The following is a 20,029-nucleotide window of genomic DNA, read 5'->3' on the forward strand; positions in this document are numbered from 1 at the left end:
GGCCGGGTCTTCGAGCGGTGTTACCGGCGGTCACCCCTTATGAGACCGCTCGTCAACAAGGGCGTCAATCCCTTGCGCGCGACTTGTTGACATCACGTCTACCAACGGGTGTGTCCGCCGGCGGCCGACCGCGGCCCGCTCATGGCGGATATACGCCCGAATCCCGGGCGTCACACCGCGTCGCACGGCACGATGGCGCGTATGACCGCCCCACACCCCGGTGCCGACCGCGCCGCCGCCCGTCGCAGCCTCGAAGGACTCGCCCTGGGTGACGCCTTCGGCGAACGCTGGTTCCCTCTCTTCCGCGAACGTCAGCGCGCGTACGCGGAGATCAGGGCCAGGATCACGCCGCCGGAGCTGGAGTGGCACTGGACGGACGACACCGCGATGGCCCTCGCCGTGCAGCGCGTCCTCGACGAACGCGGCGCCATCGACCAGGACCGGCTCGCGCTCTGCTTCGCCCGCACGTACGACGCCGATCCGGCCCGCGGTTACGGGCACGGTATGCACATGCTGCTGCCGGCCCTGCTGGCGGAGCCGGCGAGCTGGCGCACCCTGGCCCCCGGACTGTTCGAGGGCGGCAGCCTGGGCAACGGCGCGGCGATGCGCGTGGCGCCGCTCGGTGCCTGGTTCGCGGCCGACCTGGAGCGCGTGGCCGAACAGGCCGTGCTGTCGGCCGAGGTCACCCACGCACACCCGCAGGGCATAGCTGGCGCGGTGGCGGTCGCGGTGGCGGCGGCGCTGTCGGTACGGTCCGAACTCTCCGTGGCGACGGTGGCGGAGGCCACCCCCGAGGGTCCGGTACGGGACGGCCTGGCGCGGGCGGCGGAGCTGCCCTTCACCACCGAGCCCTGGAAGGCGGCGGATCTGCTCGGCAACGGCCAGCGGATCCGCGCCGACGACACCGTGCCGTTCGCGGTATGGACGGCGGCCAGGCACCGCGACGATCTGGCCGCCGCGCTCTGGTCGACGGCGGAGGGCTTCGGTGACGTCGACACGACCTGTGCGATCACGGCGGGCATCGTCGCCGCCCGCACCGGAACGGGCTCGGTCCCTACGGCGTGGCGCGAGCGCCGGGAGGCGCTGACGTAGGCGGCTGAGGGGCGGGAGCAGGAGCGGGAGCGGGAGCAGGAGCGGAGATGGAGGGAGGCGCGGGGACAGGGGCAGGGACAGTGGCGGGTACGGGAACGGGAATGGCAACGGGAATGGCAACGGGAATGGCACCGGCAGGCGCCGCGAGGGCGATGTCGGGAAGCGAGGCGTCCGCCCCGCGCGCCGCCACCAGTTGCAGCCCCACCGGACATCCGTCCGCCGTGAAACCGGCCGGAGTGCTCGCCGCGGGATGCCCGCTCAGATTGAACGCCCAGGTCAGCGCCGTGGAGTACAGCTCGCCCGGACCGTCGTGACCATGCGGCCTGTTGGGGGTGACCGGGGTGAGCAGCAGCGGCGTACGGGCGAAGAGCGCGTCGAGCCGCCGGTCGTTCTCCGCCCGTACCCCCGCCGCCGTCTCCGGGCCCCGGCCTCCCCGTATCGCCATCCAGGCCTCGCGCGGATCCAGCAGCGTGAAGGGCCGCCGCGGCGGCTCGACGAGGCGTATGACCCCCGCGGCCACCAGCCGGTCCACCGCCGCGCGTACCACCGCCGCCACTTCCGGGTCCGGCCGCGCGTACCCCAGGTCGGGGGAGAAGACGGCGGGCACGGGGAAGGCGGGCGGCGGCGTCTCGTCACCGCCCACCACACACCGCAGATACGCCCGCGCCTCCGCCGCCGAACGCGCCAGCACCCCCGCCGATGCCAGGCCGGTGCGGTCAGGGGACGGCAGCAGCCCGTTGGTCGTCTTCAGCCCGAACACCCCGCACCAGGCCGCCGGGATCCGGACGGAACCGGCGCCGTCGCTGCCGGTCGCCAGCGGCACCATGCCCGCCGCGACCGCCACCGCCGACCCGGCGGAGGACCCGCCGGGGGTACGGTCCGCGCGGTACGGGTTGACCGTACGGCCGTGCCTGCCCTGCCCCCAGGTCTGCCAGTACGTGCCGGGCCCCGGCACCGCCGTCGATCCCACCGGCACCGCGCCCGCCGCGATCAGCCGCCCGGCCGCGTACGACCGGAGGCCGGACGGCCCCTTCACCGCGAACGGCAGCCCCGCGAGCGGCAGTCGGCGGTCCACCGTCCGCGCCCGTTCCCTGGCCTCCGCGTCCCATACCTCGATGAAGGCGCACAGAGAGGGATCGAACCGCTCGATCCGCTCCAGCGCCTCCGCGACCCCGTCCAGCACGTACATCCCCCCGCAGCCTTTCCCGGCATCCCCGAGGCCCTACCGCCCCTCCAGCCCTAGTCTCGCAGCGCCGCCCGCATCACCGCCCGCGCGATCGGCGCCGCGTCGCCCCCGCCGCTGATGTCCGACCGCTTCGCCTCCGCGGACTCCACGACCACTGCCACCGCGACCGCCGGTCTGCTCGAATTGCCCGCCTGCGCCCAGGCGATGAACCAGGCGTACGGCGTACCGGCGTTGCCCACCCCGTGCTGCGCCGTCCCCGTCTTGCCGCCGACCGTCGCCCCGTCGATCGCCGCGTTCGCCCCCGTCCCGTCCTCGACGACCCCGATCATCATCTGCCGCAGCAACCGCGCCGTGGCCGGCTCCATCGCACGCCGGTAGGAGCGCTCGCCGGTACGGGAGACGATGTCGCCGTCCGCGTTCATGGTCCGGTCCACCAGGAAGGGGTACTTGAGCTCCCCGTCGTTCGCGACCGCCGACGCGACCATCGCCATCTGGAGCGGAGTGGCCCGCGTGTCGAACTGCCCGATCGACGACAGCGCCAGCTGATCGTCGCTCATGCGGGTGTCGAAACGGGACGCGGCGACCCCCGAAGGGATCGTGATGCCGGTGTCGTTGAAGCCGAACTTCTCCGCCGTCCCCACCATCGCGGACAGCCCGGTCTTCACCCCGAGGCCGGCCAGCACCGTGTTGCAGGACCATCTGATCGCGTAGTCCAGTGACTCCTTGTCGCACCCGTCGGCCTCGTTGGGCAGTTCGGTCCTGGTGCCCGGCAGGACGTAGGGCTCGGGGATGTCGGTGGGGGCGTTGACGTCGGTGACCGTCCCGGAGTCCAGCGCGGCCGCCGCCGTCACGATCTTGAAGGCGGAACCGGGCGGATAGGTCTGCCGGATGGCCCGGTTGAGCAGGGGCTGCGCGTCCGCGCCGGTCAGCCGCGCCCAGGCGTCGTCGACGGCCGCGCCGGTGCCCGACAGCTGCCCGGGGTCGTACGAGGGACTGCTGACCAGCGCCAGGATCCTGCCGCTGAACGGCTCGACGGCCGCGACCGCGCCGCGTCTGCCGGCCAGTCCGTCGTACGCGGCCCGCTGCATGGACGGCTTGATCGTGGTGGCGACGTGCCCGCCGGGGCGCCGGCCTCGGGTGATCTCGTTCCAGAAGGGGAACGGGGCGAGCATCGGGTCCGTACCGGAGAGGATGGCGTCCTCGGCGTTCTCCAGCAGTGTCGTGCCGTATGTCTGGGAGGCGTAGCCGGTGACGGGCGCGTACAGCGGGCCCCGCGTATACGTACGTTCGAAGCGCAGCTGCTGTCCGCTGTCCCTGGAGCCGGTGACCGCTCGGCCGCCGATGAGGATGGTGCCGCGCGGCTGCGAGTAACGGGCCACGGCGTCACGGCGGTTGGCGGGGTTGTGATCGAGGGAGTGCTCCTCGATGACCTGGATTCTGGCCGCGTTGACCAGCAGGGCGAGCAGGAGGAGGAGACAGAAGGCGGCGGTCCGCCGGATATAGCGAGTCACCGTTGCTCCTTCGGCCGGTTGTGCCGGGTCACCGCGGGGCCCTCTCGATGGGTGTGCCGGGTCACCGCGGGTCCCTCATGATGGGTGTGGCGGGTCACCACTGGTTCCTCCAGGCGTTCCCGTTCTCCTCGGCCGGTGCGATGACACCCGGCTCCGCGTTCTCCGGGCGCGGGCTGCGGGCCGAGTCGCTCAGCCGGATGAGCAGCGCGACCATCACCCAGTTGGTGACGACGGACGAGCCGCCCTGGGCGAGGAAGGGCATTGCCATGCCGGTCAGCGGGATGAGCCCCGTCACCCCGCCCGCGATGACGAAGACCTGGAGGGCGAGGATCGCGGAGAGCCCGACGGCGAGCAGCCGGCCGAAGGGGTCGAGCAGGGCGAGGGCGGCGCGGAAGCCGCGGGCGACCAGCAGGGCGTACAGCAGGAAGAGGGCGGTCAGGCCGACCAGGCCCAGCTCCTCGCCCGCCGTGGCCAGGATGAAGTCGGACTTGGCGGCGAAACCGATCAGGATGGACCGGCCGAGACCGAGACCGGTGCCGAGCATTCCTCCGGCCGCGAAGGCGAAGAGGGACTGCGCGAGCTGGCCGGGTCCGCGGCCGGCGGCGATGGAGGCGTACGGGTCGAGCCAGTCCTGTACACGGCTGTGGACGTGCGGCTCCAGCGAACCGACGGCGAACGCCCCGAGCGCGGCGAGCAGCAGCCCGACGGCGATCCAGCCGGTGCGCCCGGTCGCGACGTAGAGCAGGATCACGAAGAGCCCGAAGAAGAGCAGCGAAGTCCCCAGATCCCGTTCGATGACGAGGACGAAGACACTGAGCAGCCAGATCGCCACGATCGGGCCCAGCACGCGGCCGGTGGGCAGTTGGAGCCGCCAGACCCTGCGGCCGGTGTAGGCGAGGGCGTTGCGGTTGGCGGCGAGATACGCGGCGAAGAAGACCGCCAGCAGGATCTTGGCGAACTCGCCGGGCTGAAAGGAGAGTCCGTCGATCCGGATCCAGATCTTGGCCCCGTTCACGGCGGGGAAGAAGATCGGCACGATCATCAGCACCAGCGCGGTGGCGACGGACAGATAGGCGTACCGCTGAAGCACCCGGTGGTCGACCAGGAACACGACGACGGCGATGAACAGCGCCACACCGAGCGTGGACCAGACCAGCTGGGTGGGCGCGGCCTTGTCGCCCGGAGTCTCCAGGTCGAGGCGGTAGATCAGAACCAGACCGAGGCCGTTGAGCAGCACCGCGATGGGCAGCAGCAGGGGATCCGCGTACGGAGCGCGCAGCCGGACGGCGATATGCGCGAGGAGGGCGAGCATGCCCAGACCGGCGCCGTATCCGGCCGCGTCGGGCGGTACGGCGTGGTTCCTGCCGAGGCCGACGCCGATGTAGCCGAAGACGGAGATGAGGACGGCGCAGACGAGGAGCGAGAGTTCGACACCCCGGCGCTTGGGGTGGCGAATCGCGGGTGGGGGAGCGTCCGCCGTCGTTGCGGTCATGCGTCGAAACGTAGCAAGGCGACGTGCCTTATGTCCGCTTATGTGGGGACGTAAGGCATGCCGGACTCCTCAGGCGGGCTTCCGGCTCGTTCTCGTTCCTGCTTCTTGGTGTCGCTGTCGCTGTCGCTGTGACTGTCGTTCAGCGCTGGTAGGGGTTCTGCTGCTGCGGCTGCCCGTACGGCTGACCGCCGCCCTGTCCGTAGCCCTGTCCGCTCGCCTGGCCGGTGCCCTGGGCCATGAGCTGGTCGGCCTGCTCCTTGGTCACCTGCCGCTCCGCGCCGCAGAACGTGCACTGGGTCGCGAATTTGGTGGAGAACGGGACCAGCGGCACGAAGAACAGCGTGAATTTGGTGACGCGCTTGCGGAGCGTGTGCGCCGACGGGTTGCCGCACTGGCCGCAGACCAGCGTCAGTATCGCCAGTTGGTAGAGGTAGCCCTTGGTGCCGAAGATGATCATGAGTGGGTTTCCTTAGGGTGGACCGGCGCGTGCGGAGGGAGCGCGCACTCAGGTACGCGGGTACGCGGGTACGCGGGTGCCCGCGTACTGAGGGAGAGTTTGCCGCACGCGGGTGAAGACTGGCGCGCGATACGGGACGGAATGGTCGGGGCCCGCCGGGGCGGGAGGTTGTGGCGGCCGAGGGCTCTTGCCCCCGTGGCCCGGGTGCTGTTCCCATGGTCGTGGGGGGGGTGGTGGGGCATGAGCCGATTACGCGTCACGCCGACGCGCGGACAGGGCCGGGACCGGCTGTACGTCAGCCTCAGGGACGGTACGACCGTCGCCTGGTACGACAAGGACACCGGCCGGGTGAGTGTGCTCTCCGGGGCGGGGCGCGACGAGGTGCTGTCCGCCCTGGCGCCGTATCTCACCGGTGAGGTGACCGTAGGGCCGCCGCGAGTGCCGACTCCGGCGGATCTCGACCGGCTCGCGCTCCACCCCGATGACGACCTGGCCCCGAACCGTCCGGGCGAGGCGCTCCACGCGGAACTGGCGGAACCGACGGAACTGACGGAACCGGACGCGCCGCGGGCCGCGGGCTCCGCCCGCCCCTCCAGGTCTTCTTCCTCGTCCCTCTCGTCCCTCTCAGCGCCCTTGTCCCCCTCGTCTCCGCTGTGGCGCCGATGGCATCAGGACCCCCGGCGGGCGGAACTGCTGGCTCAGGAGACCGTCGGTGACCGGCTCGACGGGCTGGAGGGCGCGGGCTGGCGGGTGCTGCACTCGATCCCGCTCCCCGGCGCCGCCCGTATCGACCATCTGGCGATCGGTCCCGCCGGAATCCTGGCCGTACGGACGCTCCCGGCCCGAAAACGCCGGGTCGGTGTCGACGACCCGCTGGTCCGCGTGGGGCGCGCCGCGCCCGCGCCCCATCTCCGCTGGGCCCGCCGCGCCGCGGAACGCGCCGCGCGCGCCCTGGCGGCCGAAGTGCGCCCCGTACTCGCGGTCGTCGAGCCAGGACGCCTGGACGTGCTGCCGGCGCCGGCGGACGTACGGATTCTGCGCGACACCGAGATCGCGGCTCTGGCGTCGGCCGGGGGCGTACTGAAACCGGCGGACATCGAGTCCCTGTACGCGACGGCGCGGGACCGTCACAGCTGGCTGCGCGTCTAGACGAGCAAGTCCGAGGTCCGAGACCCGAGGTCCGAGACCCGAGGTCCGAGACCCGAGGTCCGAGGTCCCGTCTGGCGCTTCCCGTCCGACGTATCCCGTCCGACGCGCCCCGCCCGGCTCAGGGCAGCGGCGCGGCGCTGTCGGGGTCGGTGAGCGGGCCGAGGAGGTCGCCGTACCGCTCCAGCCGCCCTTCGATGTCCCCCAGCCGGAAGACCAGCTGCCCGGCGTCCGTACAGCCCGCGACCTCCTCCCAGGTCAGGGGGGTGGAGACGGTCGGCTCCGCCCTGGCGCGCAGCGTGTAGGGCGCCGCGGTGGTCTTCGCGGCGGCGTTCTGGCTGTGGTCGACGAAGACCTTCCCGGGCCGCAGCGAGCGCCGCATCCGGTGCACGACCAGCTCCGGCATCGCCGCCTCCGCCTCGACGGCCAGCCCCTTCGCGTACGCCGAGACCTCGGCGGACGGGGCGCGCTCCAGCGGTACGAGGAGGTGCAGGCCCTTCGACCCCGAGGTCTTCACGTACGCCTCCAGCCCGTCCGTACCCAGCCGCTCGCGCAGCCAGAGCGCCACCGCACAGCACTCGACGGCGGTGGCGGGCGCCCCGGGGTCCAGATCGAGGATGAGCCTGTCGGCGCGCTCGGGCGCGTCGGCGCGCCACTGATGCGTGTGGAACTCCACGACCAGGTTTGCCGCCCACATCAGCGACGCCAGGTCCTCCACCACCACCTGTCGGCCGGTGTCGGCCGTCCTCCTGGGCACATCGGCGATCCGCACCCAGTCGGGCGTACCGGGTGGCGGGTTCTTGGTGAAGAAGAGCTGTCCGTCGGGCCCGTCCGGATAGCGGAGGAAGGAGACGGGGCGGTCGGCGAGATGGGCCAGCAGGGGGGCCGCCGCACGGGCGTAGTAGTGCAGGACCTCGCCCTTGGTGGTGCCGGTGGTGGTGTACAGGACCTTGTCCAGGTTGCTGAGCGCCAGGCGTCGCCCCTCCACCTCTGTGATCGGCGTCATACGATGAGAATCCCATATATTTCGTGCATCTCGGATGAAAGGGATTGAACGTGCGATCCATATGGAACGGCGCGATCTCCTTCGGGCTGGTCAGCATCCCGATCAAACTGGTCAACGCCACCGAGAACCACTCGATCTCCTTCCGGCAGATCCACAAGACGGACGGCGGCCGTATCCGCTACCGGAAGGTGTGCGAGCTGGACGGTGAGGAGGTCTCGACGCCGGAGATCGGCAAGGCGTACGAGGACGGGGAGGGGTCCATGATCCCGATCACCGATGACGATCTGGCCGCGCTGCCGCTGCCGACGGCGAAGACGATCGAGATCGTCGCGTTCGTACCGGCGGACTCGATCGATCCGCTCCAGATGGACACGGCGTACTACCTCTCCGCCGCCGGGGTGCCCGCTGCCAAGCCGTACACCCTGCTGCGTGAGGCGCTCAAGCGCAGCCGGAAGGTGGCCGTCGCCAAGTTCGCGCTGCGGGGGCGGGAGCGGCTCGGGATGCTGCGGGTGGTCGACGACGTGATCGCGATGCACGGTCTGCTCTGGCCGGACGAGATCCGCGCCCCGGAGGGCGTCGCGCCGGAGACGGACGTCACCGTACGGGAGGCCGAACTCGACCTGGCCGACGCACTGATGGACACCCTCGGCTCGGTCGACCTCGACTCGCTGCACGACGACTACCGCGAGGCGGTCGAGGAAATGATCGCCGCCAAGGCGGAAGGCGCGCCGGTGCCGGAACGGGAGCCGGCGGCGGGCGGGGGAGGGAAGGTCCTCGACCTGATGGCGGCGCTGGAGAACAGCGTGCGCGCGGCGAAGGAGGGCAGGGCGGAGGGCGACGAGGTGGCGGAGGTGACGCGGCTGCCGGCGAAGAAGACGGCGAAGAGGGCGCCGGCGAAGAAGGCGACGGAGGCGAAGAAGACCACGTCCAAGCCGGCGTCGAAGACCACGGCGAAGACGACGTCGAAGACCGCCGCGAGGACGGCCTCGAAGGCGACCTCGAAGACGGCGGCCAAGTCGGCGAAGAAGACCGCCGCGAAGACGGCCTCGAAGACAGCCACCGGCGCCCGGAAGCGCGCCTCGGCCTGAGGCGGTGTCTCCGGCGGCGCCCTCGCTCGGCTTCGCCCCGCGGTGCCCCCGGCAGCGCCCTCGCTCCGGATGGCGCACTGCTGGCACACTGCGTGAGTGGACCGAACGCTGCGCATCGTGCTGGCCGAGGACAGCGTGCTGCTCCGAGAAGGCCTGATCGCCCTGCTGGACCGCTTCGGCCACAAGGTCGCCGCGGCGGTGGGTGACGCGCCCGCCCTGCTGGCGGCGGTGGCGGAGCACACCCCGGACATCGTGGTCACCGACGTACGGATGCCCCCGGGCTTCCAGGACGAGGGCCTCCACGCGGCCGTCCGCCTCCGCGAGCGGCAGCCGTCCCTTCCCGTGCTCGTCCTCAGCCAGTACGTCCAGCGCGCCTACGCGGCCGAACTCCTCGACTCGGGCGACGGCTCCGGCGTCGGCTACCTCCTCAAGGACCGCGTGGGCCAGGTGGAGGACTTCGAGGCCGCCCTCCAGTCCGTGGCCTCCGGCGGCACGGTCGTCGACCCGGAAGTGGTCCGCCACCTGCTCCGCCGCCGCAGAGACCCCCTGGAACGCCTGACCCCCCGCGAACGCGAGGTCCTGGCCCTGGTCGCCGAGGGCAAATCCAACGCGGCGATCGCCCGCCAACTCGTCGTCTCCGAGGCGGCCGTGGGCAAACACATCGGCAGCATCCTCGCCAAACTGAACCTCCCCCCGGCGGACGACACCCACCGCCGAGTCCTGGCGGTCCTCACCTACCTCCGCGCCTGACCCACTCTCCCTTCCCCACCCCGCCCCACCCCGCCCCACCTCGCTCCGCCCCTGTCCCCGCCCCGCCCCACCGACCTGGAAATACCTGTTCACGGCCACCCCGCCGAAGCTGGTAGGGTTTCCTTCGTCGCCAAGCACCACGGCGATACGCCCCCGTAGCTCAGGGGATAGAGCAACGGCCTCCGGAGCCGTGTGCGCAGGTTCGAATCCTGCCGGGGGCACACTGTGTAAGTGTGCCCAAGACCCCGTCACCAGCGGAAACGCTGAGGCCGGGGTCTTCGCGTATGTGCGGCCGTATGCCGCTGAAGCCGGCCTTTGCCCTGTGATCACGCGTCAGCAGCGCGCTGGGCGTGGGACATTGCGGGAGATGTGCGGCGAGGCCGTTAGGGCGGTCGCAGAAAGCTCCGCACAGAGAGTCGTAGCCTGCATGGTGCCATCTTGGCTTGATGTGGCGCTATAGTGGCGCCACGATGGCGTTGTGGAGTTCGCCCCTACTCGCCCAGACTCCGGGACTGACTCGCGGTCGCGGAGGACGGCTGTTGGACGTGCCGGCGGAGGAGGTGCCGCTACGAACCAACATGAACATCTACGGTGTGCGCCGGCTGCCGGTCGCCTGGGACGAGGACTGGCTCTGCCCTCCCCGGGCCCTGCGAGGGCCCTGCGAGAGCCCTGCCAGGCAGGCTGCCTAGGCCGCCTTCCGGGTGAGGGGAGAACGTTTCGGCGGCTGCCGTTCGAGCGGCGGACCGCGTGACGCGGAAACGGCTGGGCCATGCTGACGGCGCTTTGCACCGATGCACCGATGCACCGATCGAGAAAGGGACCATCTATGCGCCGCATCACCACCGCGCTCCTCGGAGCCGTCGCACTGCTCGGGGTCGCGACCATCACCGCCCCGGCGGCCACCGCGCACAGCACCACCGCTACCCACAGCACGGCCACCGGCCACAGCACCGCCGGGGTCGCCAAGGGCAGCATCGATGATGACGGCCTCGGAGAGTTGGGCGACATCATCGGCGACCTCCTCGGCAACTAACCCCGCCTGAGCGGCCGGCCCTCCCAACCCGCCCGTCCGCACGCCAGCACGCCAGCACGCCTGTACGGCCGTACGCCCGAACGCCCGCCTGCCCGTAATCGCCTGACAGCGAGTCGCGGGCGGCGGGCGTTTTCGCAGGTCAGGTGAGTGGCACTGATCTGCCACGGGAGTGCCACTCCACTGCCACAGCCACCGCCGAGCATGAAGTCATCGGCAAAACGGCGACATGGACGGCAGGAGGGCAAATGAACAGTGACGGCTGGTACTTCGTCGCGCTTCCGGACTGCGCGGGAGGCGAGCGTGTGGTGGTGGAGGGAGGGGCCGTACGGGTCGCCGTCATCGGGGGATCCTCCGCCACGGAGAAGGGGCCGCGGGGGCGGCTGGGGCGGCCGGGGGGTGTCCGGCTCCTGGAGGAGCTGGGGCACTCCCTGGCCGGCAGCTTCCATCTGGTGGCCGCCGACGGCGAGCGGCTCCGGGTGCAGGGGTCCGCGAGCGGGCTGAGGCGGGTGTTCCACGCCGTGATCGACGGGGTGCGCGTGGTGTCCGACCGGGCGGATGTCCTGGCCGGGCTCGGCGGGTTCGCCCTCGATGACAGGCGCCCTCGCCGCGCTGGATGAACTCGCCGCGCTCTGCGGCGGTCTGCCGCTCGCCCTGCGCATCCTCGCCGAGCGGGCCGCGCGCCAGCCTGAGGTGAGCCTGCGGCGGTTGGTGACGGACATCCGCGGTGAGGAGCCGCTCAACGCGTTCCGGCTGAGCGAGGACGGCACCGACCTGGACAGCGTGCTCTCCTGGTTGCTCAAGGGGCTGACCGAAGCGGCGGCCCGGCTGTACGGAGTGCTCGCGGCGGGCGCGAGCGCGTGGACCCTCGCGGGCGCGGCCCCGGGTATGACTCCAGGCATGGCCCCGGGCGTGGCGGGGGAGGAGCGGATCGGTCCGGCGGACGCGGCGGCGTTGCTGGGCGTCTCCCGGGAGGAGGCGGTGTGCCTGCTCGATGAACTGGTACGGGTTCATTTGGTGGAGAGGCGCGGACCGGATCGGTTCGGGCCGCCGGTGGCCTGCTTGATGCGCCTCCCGCGAGTGCTCGCCGGCGCGTTGTCCGTACCGGCTCTGCCCGTCTCCGTTCCGGGTTCTGTTTCCGCACCCGGTCCTGTCGCGGTCCCCGCGTCTCTTTCCGTGTCTGTTCCCGTCCCTGTGCCCGTGCGCTGACGGCGGTGTCCGCGGCCGGGCGGATGGTCCCGCGCGCACCCCTGCCCACCCCCATGAGGCAGGTGTGCGCGCGGTCAACGGGACAGCTCCCCCACCACCCCGAAGCGCCAACACAGTGACCAAAGAAACGCTATCGCTGGAGCCCCTCGGCATGTGACGGTCAATCGACCGACAAACCGACGAGGCACAGCGACAGGCGGGGCACCGAGTGGCACATGAGCCGGACGATTCTCAGGCCCCGCCCGAACCCGCCGAGAGCACAGGACGCGCCGAGAGCACAGGATCCGCCGGGCGCGCGGGGCCTGCCGAGCGGGAGTTCGTACGGTTCGCGTATCGCTACGCGTACCGGATCCGGGCGGTGGTGGTCTGCTCCTGCGCGGTTCTGGCCGTACCGGCGATGCCCGCCGACCGTATGGCCGTCGCCTCGGCCATCTCCTGTGTCGTGCTCGGCTGGAGCGTTCTGCACTACCGGCTGGGGATGGCGGGGGCCCGCCCCGGGCCGTTGCTCGCCGCCGACATGGCGGTGCTGACCGGCCTCTGCCTCACCCAGGAACTGACGATTCCGGACAGCCAGTCGATGTACGGAAGCACCTGGCTGCTGGTGGTCGTCAGCATCGTGGCGGTCGGGTATCAGATGATGTACCCGGCGGGGCTCGCGCTGGCGATGGCGCTGCTGCTCGCCGTCGTGGATCTGGCCGGTGCCGTGCTCGACCGCCCCGACGGCTGGGACTACGCGGTGCCCAATGTCAGCTGGCTGCTGGTGCAGAGCCTCCTCGCCCAGGGGCTCTACCGGCTGGTGCTGCGCGCGAGCAGAGCCGCCGACGCCGTCGGTACGAAGGCGGCCGCCGCCCGGCGCCGGCACGAAGTGGCGCAGGCGCAGCGTTCGGCGGAGCGCGAGCATCTGGCGACCCTGCACGACACCGCGTGCGCCACGATGCTGATGGTCTCGGCCCACGGCCAGTCCCTCCGGCCGGAGATACTGCGCACCCAGGCGGCCAAGGACCTGCGGCGCCTGGCGCCGGAGCGGGCGACATCGGGAGAGACGGATGTGGCACAGGCACTGTTCGCGGAGACCGGCGACCACCCGCTCGTCGTACGCGCCGAGTTCGACGGCTCGCTCGGTCTCATCTGGCGCCCTGCCGTCGAGGCGCTGCGCGGCAGCGTCGGTGAGGCGCTGCGTAACGTCGCGCGCCACGCGGGTGTCAACTCCGCGAACGTGACGGCCAGCCGGGAGGGTGACACCGTCACGGTCGTCATCAGCGACGACGGCGCCGGATTCGAGGTGACGCGGGTGCCGCCGCACTGCCAGGGGCTGGCCCGCTCGGTAGTGGAGCGCATGGCCGCCGTAGGTGGCCGGGCGACGGTCGACTCGCGGCCGGGCCACGGCACCGCCGTACGGCTGGAGTGGCCGCATGTCTGACGCCCCTCGGCCTTCCGGTCCGCCCCATTCGGGGCCGTCCGATCCGCGAGCGTTCGACTCACGACCACCCCATTCGGGGCCGCTTGACTCGGGGCCGTCCGATTCGCCACCGTCCGATCCGCGACCGTCCGACCCCCTCGACGGCGAACCACCGCTGTCCGATCCGCTGACGGACCGTATCGCCGCCGGCATGCTCGGCGCGCTGCGGCTGGCAGGGCTTGTCATCCTCTCCGCCGTCCACTTCGGACTGGCGCTTCCCGCCCTGCTGTCCAACCTCGACGGATACCGGCACGCCTGGGTGCAGCTCGCCGCGTTCGGCCTGCTGACGCTCATCATCGTGGTCGACGCGCTCCTCGGCATGGCCGGGCGGCGCCGGCCGCGCCGCTGGGTCGCGGCCGGGCTGCTGTGCTCGCTCGCGACGGCCGTCGTCGCCACCAGCCAGCTCCCGGGCGATCACTTCCTCGCCACCCCGCACTGGACGTTCCTGGAGATCGGCTGGTTCGGTGTCCTGCTGCTCTTCGACGCGGGTCTGAACGCGACGCTGCTCTTCGTCGCGCTCCATGTCGTCGTGACGCTCGGGCAGTTGGTGCTCGCCGGGATCCCGTCCCGGCAGGCCGCGGCCGGTATGGCCGTCAGCGCCCTCGCCATCTGCGCGTTCCAGATCGCCGCCGCGGTGATGGCCAGGCTGCTGCGGGGGTGCGCGACCGCGGCCGGCGCCACGGCACGGGAGCAGGAGCGCGTACGTACCGAGGCGGCGGTCTCCGCCCAGGTCCACGCCGACCAGCGGTCGCGCTACCGCGATCTCGGCCGCTCGGTACTGCCGCTGCTGACCGGGCTGGCCGACGGAACGCTCGACCCCGGGGACGAGCGGGTACGCCGCCGATGCGCCTTCGAGGCCGCCCGGATGCGGCGTCTCTTCGCGGAACGGGACCACGCGTCGGACCCGTTGCTCCATGAACTACGGGCGGGTATCGGGGTGGCCGAACGCCACGGGGTGGATGTGCAGCTCGCCGTACGGGGCGCGTCCGCTCCGGTGCCCCGGCATCTGCGCCGCGCGCTGACCGAGCCCGTACTCGCCGCGCTCGCGACCGCCGAGCGCAGCGCGCGGGCGACCGTCGTACGCGGCGGCGGGCAGGTACGGGTCAGTGTGGTGACGGACGCGCCCGAGACGGACATCCCGGAACCGACCGAGCGCGGTATCCGCGTACGTACGGTGCACAGCGAGGGCCGGCTCCTCGTCGAGGCGTCGTACACGCTGCTCGCGCCGTCTCCGTCCGGCGGCGTCCGCACGCGCAACCTCGACGTTCCGAAGACCCAGAGACCTCAGAGCCCCCAGAAGCCCCAGAGCCCCCGGAGCCCCCGGAGCACCGCGAGCGATCAGACCGCCGAGACCCGGAACCCCTAGACCGCCGAGGTGGAGCACTGGAGCACCAGGACCCATCTGGACCGCTCAGAGTTCGTCCAGCGAGGTCAGCCCGTCCTGAATGGCCCTCGCGACCAGATTCGCCTTGGTCGTCGCGGGCCGCCCCGCGTTCGCGTACTTGATCCGTACCCGCTCCAGATACGTATTGACCGTACGTACGGAGATCCCGAGGCTCTCCCCGACCATCGCCTTCGACTCCGACTGGAACCACTCCAGCAGCACCTCCACCTCGCGCGGGGTCAGCGCGGGGCGGCCCTTTCTGACATCGCTGCCGAAAGCACCGGCGAGGGCGGGCGGCGTATAGGGCCGGCAGTCGGCCGCGGCCAGGGTGGCCGCCATGAGATGCCGCTCGCCCTCGGCCTTCGTCAGATAGGTGAACGCGCCCAGATCCAGACAGGTCAGCGCCGTCTCCTGGCTTTCCTGCATGGTGTAGACGATCACCTGGCGCTCCTGCGCGACCAGTTGCTTCAGCTCGGGGTACGCGGGCACCCCGTGCGAGAGCTGGAGGTCGAGCACCACCACATCGGCCGCCCGGCCCGGCCCGCTGGTCGCGACGGAGAGAGCGGGGCCCTTGGCCGTGACGGTGATCGGCCGTTCCGAGGCGGCGTACCAGGATTCGATCCCCGCGAGAACCACGGGATGGTCGTCGATCAGCGCCACGCTCACGGACTCGTTTTCCGGCATGCCCGTCATCTTCCCTCCACCGGCGACGCGCCGCCATGCCCTCGCCCCTCCCCGGGCCTCAGCGCACCGGAGCCCCCGGGCCCAGGGGGATACCGAGCAGCCACCAGACGAAGAACAGCGCCGTCCAGGCGACCAGCATCGCCATCGCCACCGGGAGCGTGCAGGAGACGAGCGTGCCGATGCCCGCGCTCTTCTTGCGGGTCTGGAGGAAACCGACCGTCAGCGTGAAGGTGGTGCTCATCGGCGTGATCGAGTTCGTACAGGAGTCGGCGATCCGGTAGAGCGCCATCGTCGTCGCCGGGTTGATGTGCAGCAGCATCAGCATCGGCACCAGGACCGGCGCGACCAGGGCCCACAGCGCCTGGCCGCTGGTGATGAGCAGGTTCATGCACGCGATGGCGATGATGAGGGCCGCGAAGAGGACGAGGGTCGGCGCGCCCAGGCCGCGGATGGCGTCCGCGCCGGTCACCGCGACCCATGTCCCGATGTTCGTCCACTTGAAGAGCGCCACGAACTGCGAGACGGCGAAGAAGATCACCAGCAGCGGCGCGATGGAGCGCAGCCCGTCCGCCATGAAGGCCGGCACGTCGTGGTTGGAGACGATCGCGCGGGTGAGCCTGCCGTACAGCACCCCGATGACGAGGAAGAACAGCGCGAGGAAGATCGCGATGTTGTCGAAGAGCGGGGATTCAATGATCCCGCCGTCCTCGGCCCGCAGCGGCGAGCCGCCGGGAACCGTGGCGAGGGCGACCAGGGCCCAGTAGCCCAGCGCGGCCCAGCCCGTCAGCCTCAGCGCGCGGATCTCGCGGGGGCCGGGCGCCGGGCGGGCGGTGCCGTCCGTCGCGGCCTCGGGGCCGTGAGCCGGCTCCTCGGGTTCGTCGGGCAGCAGGGTGTGCTCGCGCCGGGCCAGCACCCGTTCGACGACGAAGGTGATGACGAACGCGAGGACGAGCGCCGACACGGTCGTGAAGTACATGTTGTCCGTCGGACGCACGACCGCGTGCGGCGAGACCGTCTGCGCCGCCTCGGTCGCCATCGCCGCGAACGCCGCGTCGCCCGGCGCGATCAGCGGATTGGCGTCACCGGCCGCGTTGATGGAGACGAAGGCCACGATCATGCCGAGGAGCGGGGAGCGGCCCACCGTCCGGAAGGCGATCGCGCCGAGCGGTATCAGGATGATGTACGCCGAGTCGGACAGAAACTTCGACAGCGCGCCCGCGAGCGCCACGGCCAGCACCACGTACTTGCCGGGCACCCGGGCCAGGGACTTGCGCGCCAGCGTCTCGAAGAAACCCGCGCGCTCGGCGACGGCGACGCCCAGCATGACGATCGTGACGGTCCCGAGCGGACCGAAGGTCACGAAGTTCTCCTCGATCATCGAGAGGAACTCGCGGGACCCCGGCACGGAGAGCACCGTCTGTACGGCGACCCGCTTGCCGGTCCCCGGATCCGTGACCTGGAGCCCGCCCGACGCCATCGCCCAGCTCGCCACCGCCGTGACCGCGAAGAGGATCCAGAAGAGCCAGAAGGGGTGCGGCAACCGGTTTCCGGTGCGCTCGATCACGCCCAGGAATCTGATGAGTCTCGGCGGTACGGGGTCGACGGCTGTGGTGTCCACGGCTGCCATGGGTCCCTCCTTCTGCGGTGCGACTGCTGTGGATGGACGCCTCGCGTGCGGGGCGGCCGAGCCGGTGACGGTCTGTGGTGCGGTGACCTTACGAGCAGCCGGGAGAAGTCCGGCCAGGGTTACCTGGGGCGCGGTAATCGGGGCCCCGCGAGACCGCCGGGGCCGCAGTCTCGGCGGTATACCGCCGCGCCCTGTGCGGCGGTGCCCGGCCACGCGGCGCCCTCCGGTGCGCGTGGCTCACCTCGCACCACGGGAGTCCTCTTGTCCGCTGCCGCCCCCACGCCGCGGTCTCCGCGGTCTCCGCAGTCTCCGCGGTCTCCGCGGTCTCCGGCGTCGCCACAGCCGGCACCGTCTCCGCTGTCGCTCGCCTCGGAGATCTCCGCGCTGCGCCCGCGCATGGAGCGCGTCAGCCGCGCGATCCACGCCAGACCGGAGCTGAAGTTCGAAGAGGTCCACGCCCAGGAGGTGCTGACCGGCTGGCTCGCCGAGACCGGCTTCACGGTGACGACGGGGGCCGGCGGGATCGGTACGGCGTTCGTGGCGGCCCACGAGGGGAGCTCACCCGGACCGTACGTCGCCGTGCTCGTCGAGTACGACGCCCTGCCCGGCATCGGCCACGGCTGCGGCCACAACCTCATCGCGGCGGGCGGCGCGGCGGCTGCGATCGCCGCCGTACGCGCGCTCCCCGGCCACCCCGGGACCATCGCCGTGATCGGTACCCCGGGCGAGGAGATGGGCGGCGCGGGGAAGATCAAGCTGGCCGACGCGGGGGTCTTCGACGCGGTGGACGCGGCCGTGATGTTCCACCCGGCGGACCGCTCCCTGACCACCAGGCACGGCCTGGCGGCGGCGCATCTGCGGGTCGGTTTCAGCGGCGTCAGCGCGCACGCCGCCAAGTCCCCGTGGGAGGGCAGGAGCGCGCTGGCGGGCGCGCAGCTCTTCCTCAACGCGCTCGACGCCATGCGGCAGTTCATACCGCCCACCGCGCGGATCCACGGGATCATCACGGACGGCGGCCAGGCCCCGAATGTGGTCCCGGCCTACGCCGCGGTGGATCTGTATGTGCGGGACCGTACGGCGGCGTCCGCCGAGGCGCTGGTCGCCCGCGTCCACAAGGCGGCGTACGGGGCGGCCCTGGCCACCGAGACCGAGGCCGAGGTGTCCAAGACGGGCCCGATGTACGCCGACCGCCGGAACAACACCGTGCTCGCCGAACGCTTCGGCGAGACGGTACGGGCGCTCGGCCTGGACATCGTGCCGGGAGATCCGGCCACCCCCGCGGGCTCCTCCGACATCGGCAACCTCTCGCAGCTGCTGCCGGTCATCCATCCGTACGTACAGATCGCCGAGACGGGCACGCCGAGCCACTCGGAGGCGATGCGCGAGGCCGCGGCGACGGCGCACGCGCACGACCGTACGGCGATCGCGGCGACGGGACTTGCCCGGGTGGTGTGCGACCTCGTCGGCGACCCGGCGTTCCTGGCGGCGGCGCGGGCGGAGTTCGCGGGCGCGTCCGGGGGAGCGTGCGCGCGGTCCGTCCGTACGTAAACTCCCCGTATGTCGGTCGTCATCGTCCTGGAGGGGGCCGGGCCCGGCTCCTTCACGGTGGCGGTGTCCCCGCTCGCGGAACTCTCCGCCTGTCTGCACGCGCTGACCGAGTCCGCCCATCACCCGGAGCTGAGGGACTGGGGGCGCGCGGTCACCGCGAACGCGTCGGCGGAACTGCGCGCCGGGCTGCGCCGGTTCTCGCCGCTCTGGTCGGCGCTGCGCTGGCGCGGTTTCTATCCGGGGCTCGACGGTACGAGACCGGCAGGAGCCGGGACCGGAGTCGGCCTTGGCATCGGCGCGGGCCCCGGGGCCTTCGCGGGCCCCTCCGCGGGCCCCGGCCCCGGCGCAGGCCCCGGCGCAGGCCCCGGCGCAGGCCCCGGCGCAGGCCCCGGCGCAGGCCCCGGACTGGGCTCCGTCCTGGAGGAGCAGCTCCGTACCGTCGCGCGCCTGCCGATCGGCCGGTTCGCCGAACTGACCGCCTTCGCCTGCGTCAACGGCTACACCCGCTTCGACTTCTCCCGGCTGCTGCGCTCCGCCGATCAGCGGGCGGCGCTCGAACACGCCGCCACCGCGCTGTCCGCCGGACGGCGGGAGCTCGCCGCGCAACTGCTGCGCGACCCCGAGGCCTGCCGCGCCGACCTGCTCGGCTTCCTCGACCGCTGCCGGTCGGAGTTCTTCGCGGAGGTGTGGGCGGGGGCCGAGCCCGAACTCACCCGCTCCGCGCTCGCGGTACGCGGACGACTGGCGTCGGGCGCGGGACGGGCCGGAGGCAGTGGCAGTGGCAGCGCCAGCGAAAACAGTCGAACCGCCCATACGGCCCGCACCACGCGCGTCACCCGCGTCACCCGCGCCACGCGCACCACCGAAGACCTGGCAGAGGCCCTCGCGTCGCTCAGCCCCGACTCCTCCCGCCTCGGCGCCCCGCCGCGCGTCGTCTTCGACAAACTGCACCACTCGGTGATCACTCCGGCCCGCACCCCGGTTGTCCTCGTACCCACCCGCTTCAACGCACCGCATCTGGTGGTCAAGAACGAGCCCGGCCTGCCGCCCGTTCTGCACTACCCCATCGATGCCCCCGAGGTCGGCGTCACGCTCGCCCGCAGCCGGATGCTCGCGCTGACCGATCCGCACAGGGTCCGGCTGTGCCGGCTGATCGCCAGAGAGCCGATGACCACCCTGGACCTGGCGGCGAGACTCTCCATGACCCAGCCCCAGGTCTCCCGCCATCTGCGGGCGCTGCGCGATCTCGGCCTGGTCGGAGCGGAGCGCAGCGGCCGGTTCGTGCACTACCGTCTCGATCTCTCGGCGGTCGAACGCATCGGCCAGGACGTCGTCAGAGCGCTCCAGCACTGAGCCTGAG

General features: G+C 71.8%; 18 protein-coding genes and 1 tRNA gene. 12 read left to right on the forward strand and 7 right to left on the reverse strand.

Translation table 11 applies throughout. From position 1 onward, the window contains the following. Positions 1–192 precede the first annotated feature (192 nt). On the forward strand, positions 193–1,092 hold the full coding sequence (locus tag ACZ7LS_RS08440) for an ADP-ribosylglycohydrolase family protein (RefSeq protein WP_382517844.1): 900 nt from the start codon (positions 193–195) through the stop codon (positions 1,090–1,092). On the opposite strand, the gene ACZ7LS_RS08445 is transcribed toward ACZ7LS_RS08440, so the two are convergent. From ACZ7LS_RS08445 to ACZ7LS_RS08460, 4 genes are all read right to left on the reverse strand, one after another. Next, positions 1,055–2,281: an amidase family protein gene (locus tag ACZ7LS_RS08445; protein WP_385133329.1), complete on the reverse strand. Its 1,227-nt coding sequence runs from the start codon at positions 2,279–2,281 to the stop codon at positions 1,055–1,057. The genes ACZ7LS_RS08440 and ACZ7LS_RS08445 overlap by 38 nt on opposite strands. 50 nt (positions 2,282–2,331) lie before the next feature. Beyond that, positions 2,332–3,789 carry a penicillin-binding transpeptidase domain-containing protein gene (locus ACZ7LS_RS08450; RefSeq protein ID WP_385133326.1) on the reverse strand — a complete coding sequence of 486 codons (1,458 nt, stop codon included), beginning with the start codon at positions 3,787–3,789 and terminating at the stop codon, positions 2,332–2,334. Between the two features lie 94 nt (positions 3,790–3,883). Next, positions 3,884–5,281, reverse strand: a complete 1,398-nt coding sequence (locus tag ACZ7LS_RS08455; protein WP_382517835.1) for an FtsW/RodA/SpoVE family cell cycle protein — start codon at positions 5,279–5,281, stop codon at positions 3,884–3,886. 139 nt (positions 5,282–5,420) lie between these two features. After that, a complete protein-coding gene (locus ACZ7LS_RS08460) occupies positions 5,421–5,738 on the reverse strand; it encodes a zinc ribbon domain-containing protein (protein WP_385133322.1) in 318 nt (105 codons plus the stop codon). Between the two features lie 240 nt (positions 5,739–5,978). Between ACZ7LS_RS08460 and ACZ7LS_RS08465 the strand changes: the two genes are divergently transcribed. Continuing rightward, entirely contained in the window at positions 5,979–6,887 is a 909-nt protein-coding gene (locus tag ACZ7LS_RS08465; protein WP_385133320.1) for a nuclease-related domain-containing protein, read from the forward strand. A gap of 118 nt (positions 6,888–7,005) precedes the next feature. On the opposite strand, the gene ligD is transcribed toward ACZ7LS_RS08465, so the two are convergent. Next, the gene (gene ligD, locus ACZ7LS_RS08470) at positions 7,006–7,890 is read right to left on the reverse strand and encodes a non-homologous end-joining DNA ligase (RefSeq protein WP_382517829.1); all 885 of its coding nucleotides are present in this window, start codon (positions 7,888–7,890) and stop codon (positions 7,006–7,008) included. Between the two features lie 50 nt (positions 7,891–7,940). Between ligD and ku the strand changes: the two genes are divergently transcribed. From ku to ACZ7LS_RS08510, 8 genes are all read left to right on the forward strand, one after another. Beyond that, a complete protein-coding gene (gene ku, locus ACZ7LS_RS08475) occupies positions 7,941–8,978 on the forward strand; it encodes a non-homologous end joining protein Ku (protein WP_385133317.1) in 1,038 nt (345 codons plus the stop codon). Between the two features lie 117 nt (positions 8,979–9,095). Continuing rightward, a complete protein-coding gene (locus ACZ7LS_RS08480; protein WP_385133353.1) occupies positions 9,096–9,728 on the forward strand; it encodes a response regulator in 633 nt (210 codons plus the stop codon). A gap of 149 nt (positions 9,729–9,877) precedes the next feature. Beyond that, positions 9,878–9,949 (forward strand) — tRNA-Arg (locus tag ACZ7LS_RS08485). A gap of 605 nt (positions 9,950–10,554) precedes the next feature. Then, on the forward strand, positions 10,555–10,761 hold the full coding sequence (locus ACZ7LS_RS08490; protein WP_382517823.1) for a hypothetical protein: 207 nt from the start codon (positions 10,555–10,557) through the stop codon (positions 10,759–10,761). Between the two features lie 245 nt (positions 10,762–11,006). Continuing rightward, the gene (locus ACZ7LS_RS08495; protein WP_385133314.1) at positions 11,007–11,378 is read left to right on the forward strand and encodes a hypothetical protein; all 372 of its coding nucleotides are present in this window, start codon (positions 11,007–11,009) and stop codon (positions 11,376–11,378) included. Further along, a complete protein-coding gene (locus ACZ7LS_RS08500) occupies positions 11,350–11,967 on the forward strand; it encodes a hypothetical protein (protein ID WP_385133311.1) in 618 nt (205 codons plus the stop codon). Before ACZ7LS_RS08495 ends, ACZ7LS_RS08500 begins: the two co-directional genes overlap by 29 nt. A 208-nt stretch (positions 11,968–12,175) precedes the next feature. Beyond that, entirely contained in the window at positions 12,176–13,387 is a 1,212-nt protein-coding gene (locus ACZ7LS_RS08505; protein WP_385133308.1) for a sensor histidine kinase, read from the forward strand. A gap of 190 nt (positions 13,388–13,577) precedes the next feature. After that, on the forward strand, positions 13,578–14,792 hold the full coding sequence (locus tag ACZ7LS_RS08510; protein WP_385133305.1) for a hypothetical protein: 1,215 nt from the start codon (positions 13,578–13,580) through the stop codon (positions 14,790–14,792). Between the two features lie 45 nt (positions 14,793–14,837). On the opposite strand, the gene ACZ7LS_RS08515 is transcribed toward ACZ7LS_RS08510, so the two are convergent. After that, on the reverse strand, positions 14,838–15,494 hold the full coding sequence (locus tag ACZ7LS_RS08515) for a response regulator (protein ID WP_382517813.1): 657 nt from the start codon (positions 15,492–15,494) through the stop codon (positions 14,838–14,840). A 58-nt stretch (positions 15,495–15,552) separates the two neighbouring features. Then, positions 15,553–17,121 (reverse strand): AbgT family transporter, encoded by a 1,569-nt coding sequence (locus ACZ7LS_RS08520; protein WP_385133301.1) that lies wholly within the window; start codon positions 17,119–17,121, stop codon positions 15,553–15,555. A 396-nt stretch (positions 17,122–17,517) separates the two neighbouring features. Here ACZ7LS_RS08520 and ACZ7LS_RS08525 point away from each other — a divergent pair, with 396 nt between their 5' ends. Both ACZ7LS_RS08525 and ACZ7LS_RS08530 read left to right on the forward strand, forming a co-directional pair. After that, positions 17,518–18,669 (forward strand): M20 family metallopeptidase, encoded by a 1,152-nt coding sequence (locus ACZ7LS_RS08525; RefSeq protein ID WP_385133298.1) that lies wholly within the window; start codon positions 17,518–17,520, stop codon positions 18,667–18,669. A 9-nt stretch (positions 18,670–18,678) separates the two neighbouring features. Further along, positions 18,679–20,022 carry a DUF5937 family protein gene (locus ACZ7LS_RS08530; RefSeq protein WP_385133295.1) on the forward strand — a complete coding sequence of 448 codons (1,344 nt, stop codon included), beginning with the start codon at positions 18,679–18,681 and terminating at the stop codon, positions 20,020–20,022. The last annotated feature ends 7 nt before the right edge of the window (positions 20,023–20,029 follow it).

The organism is Streptomyces sp. NPDC039430 (assembly GCF_055639435.1).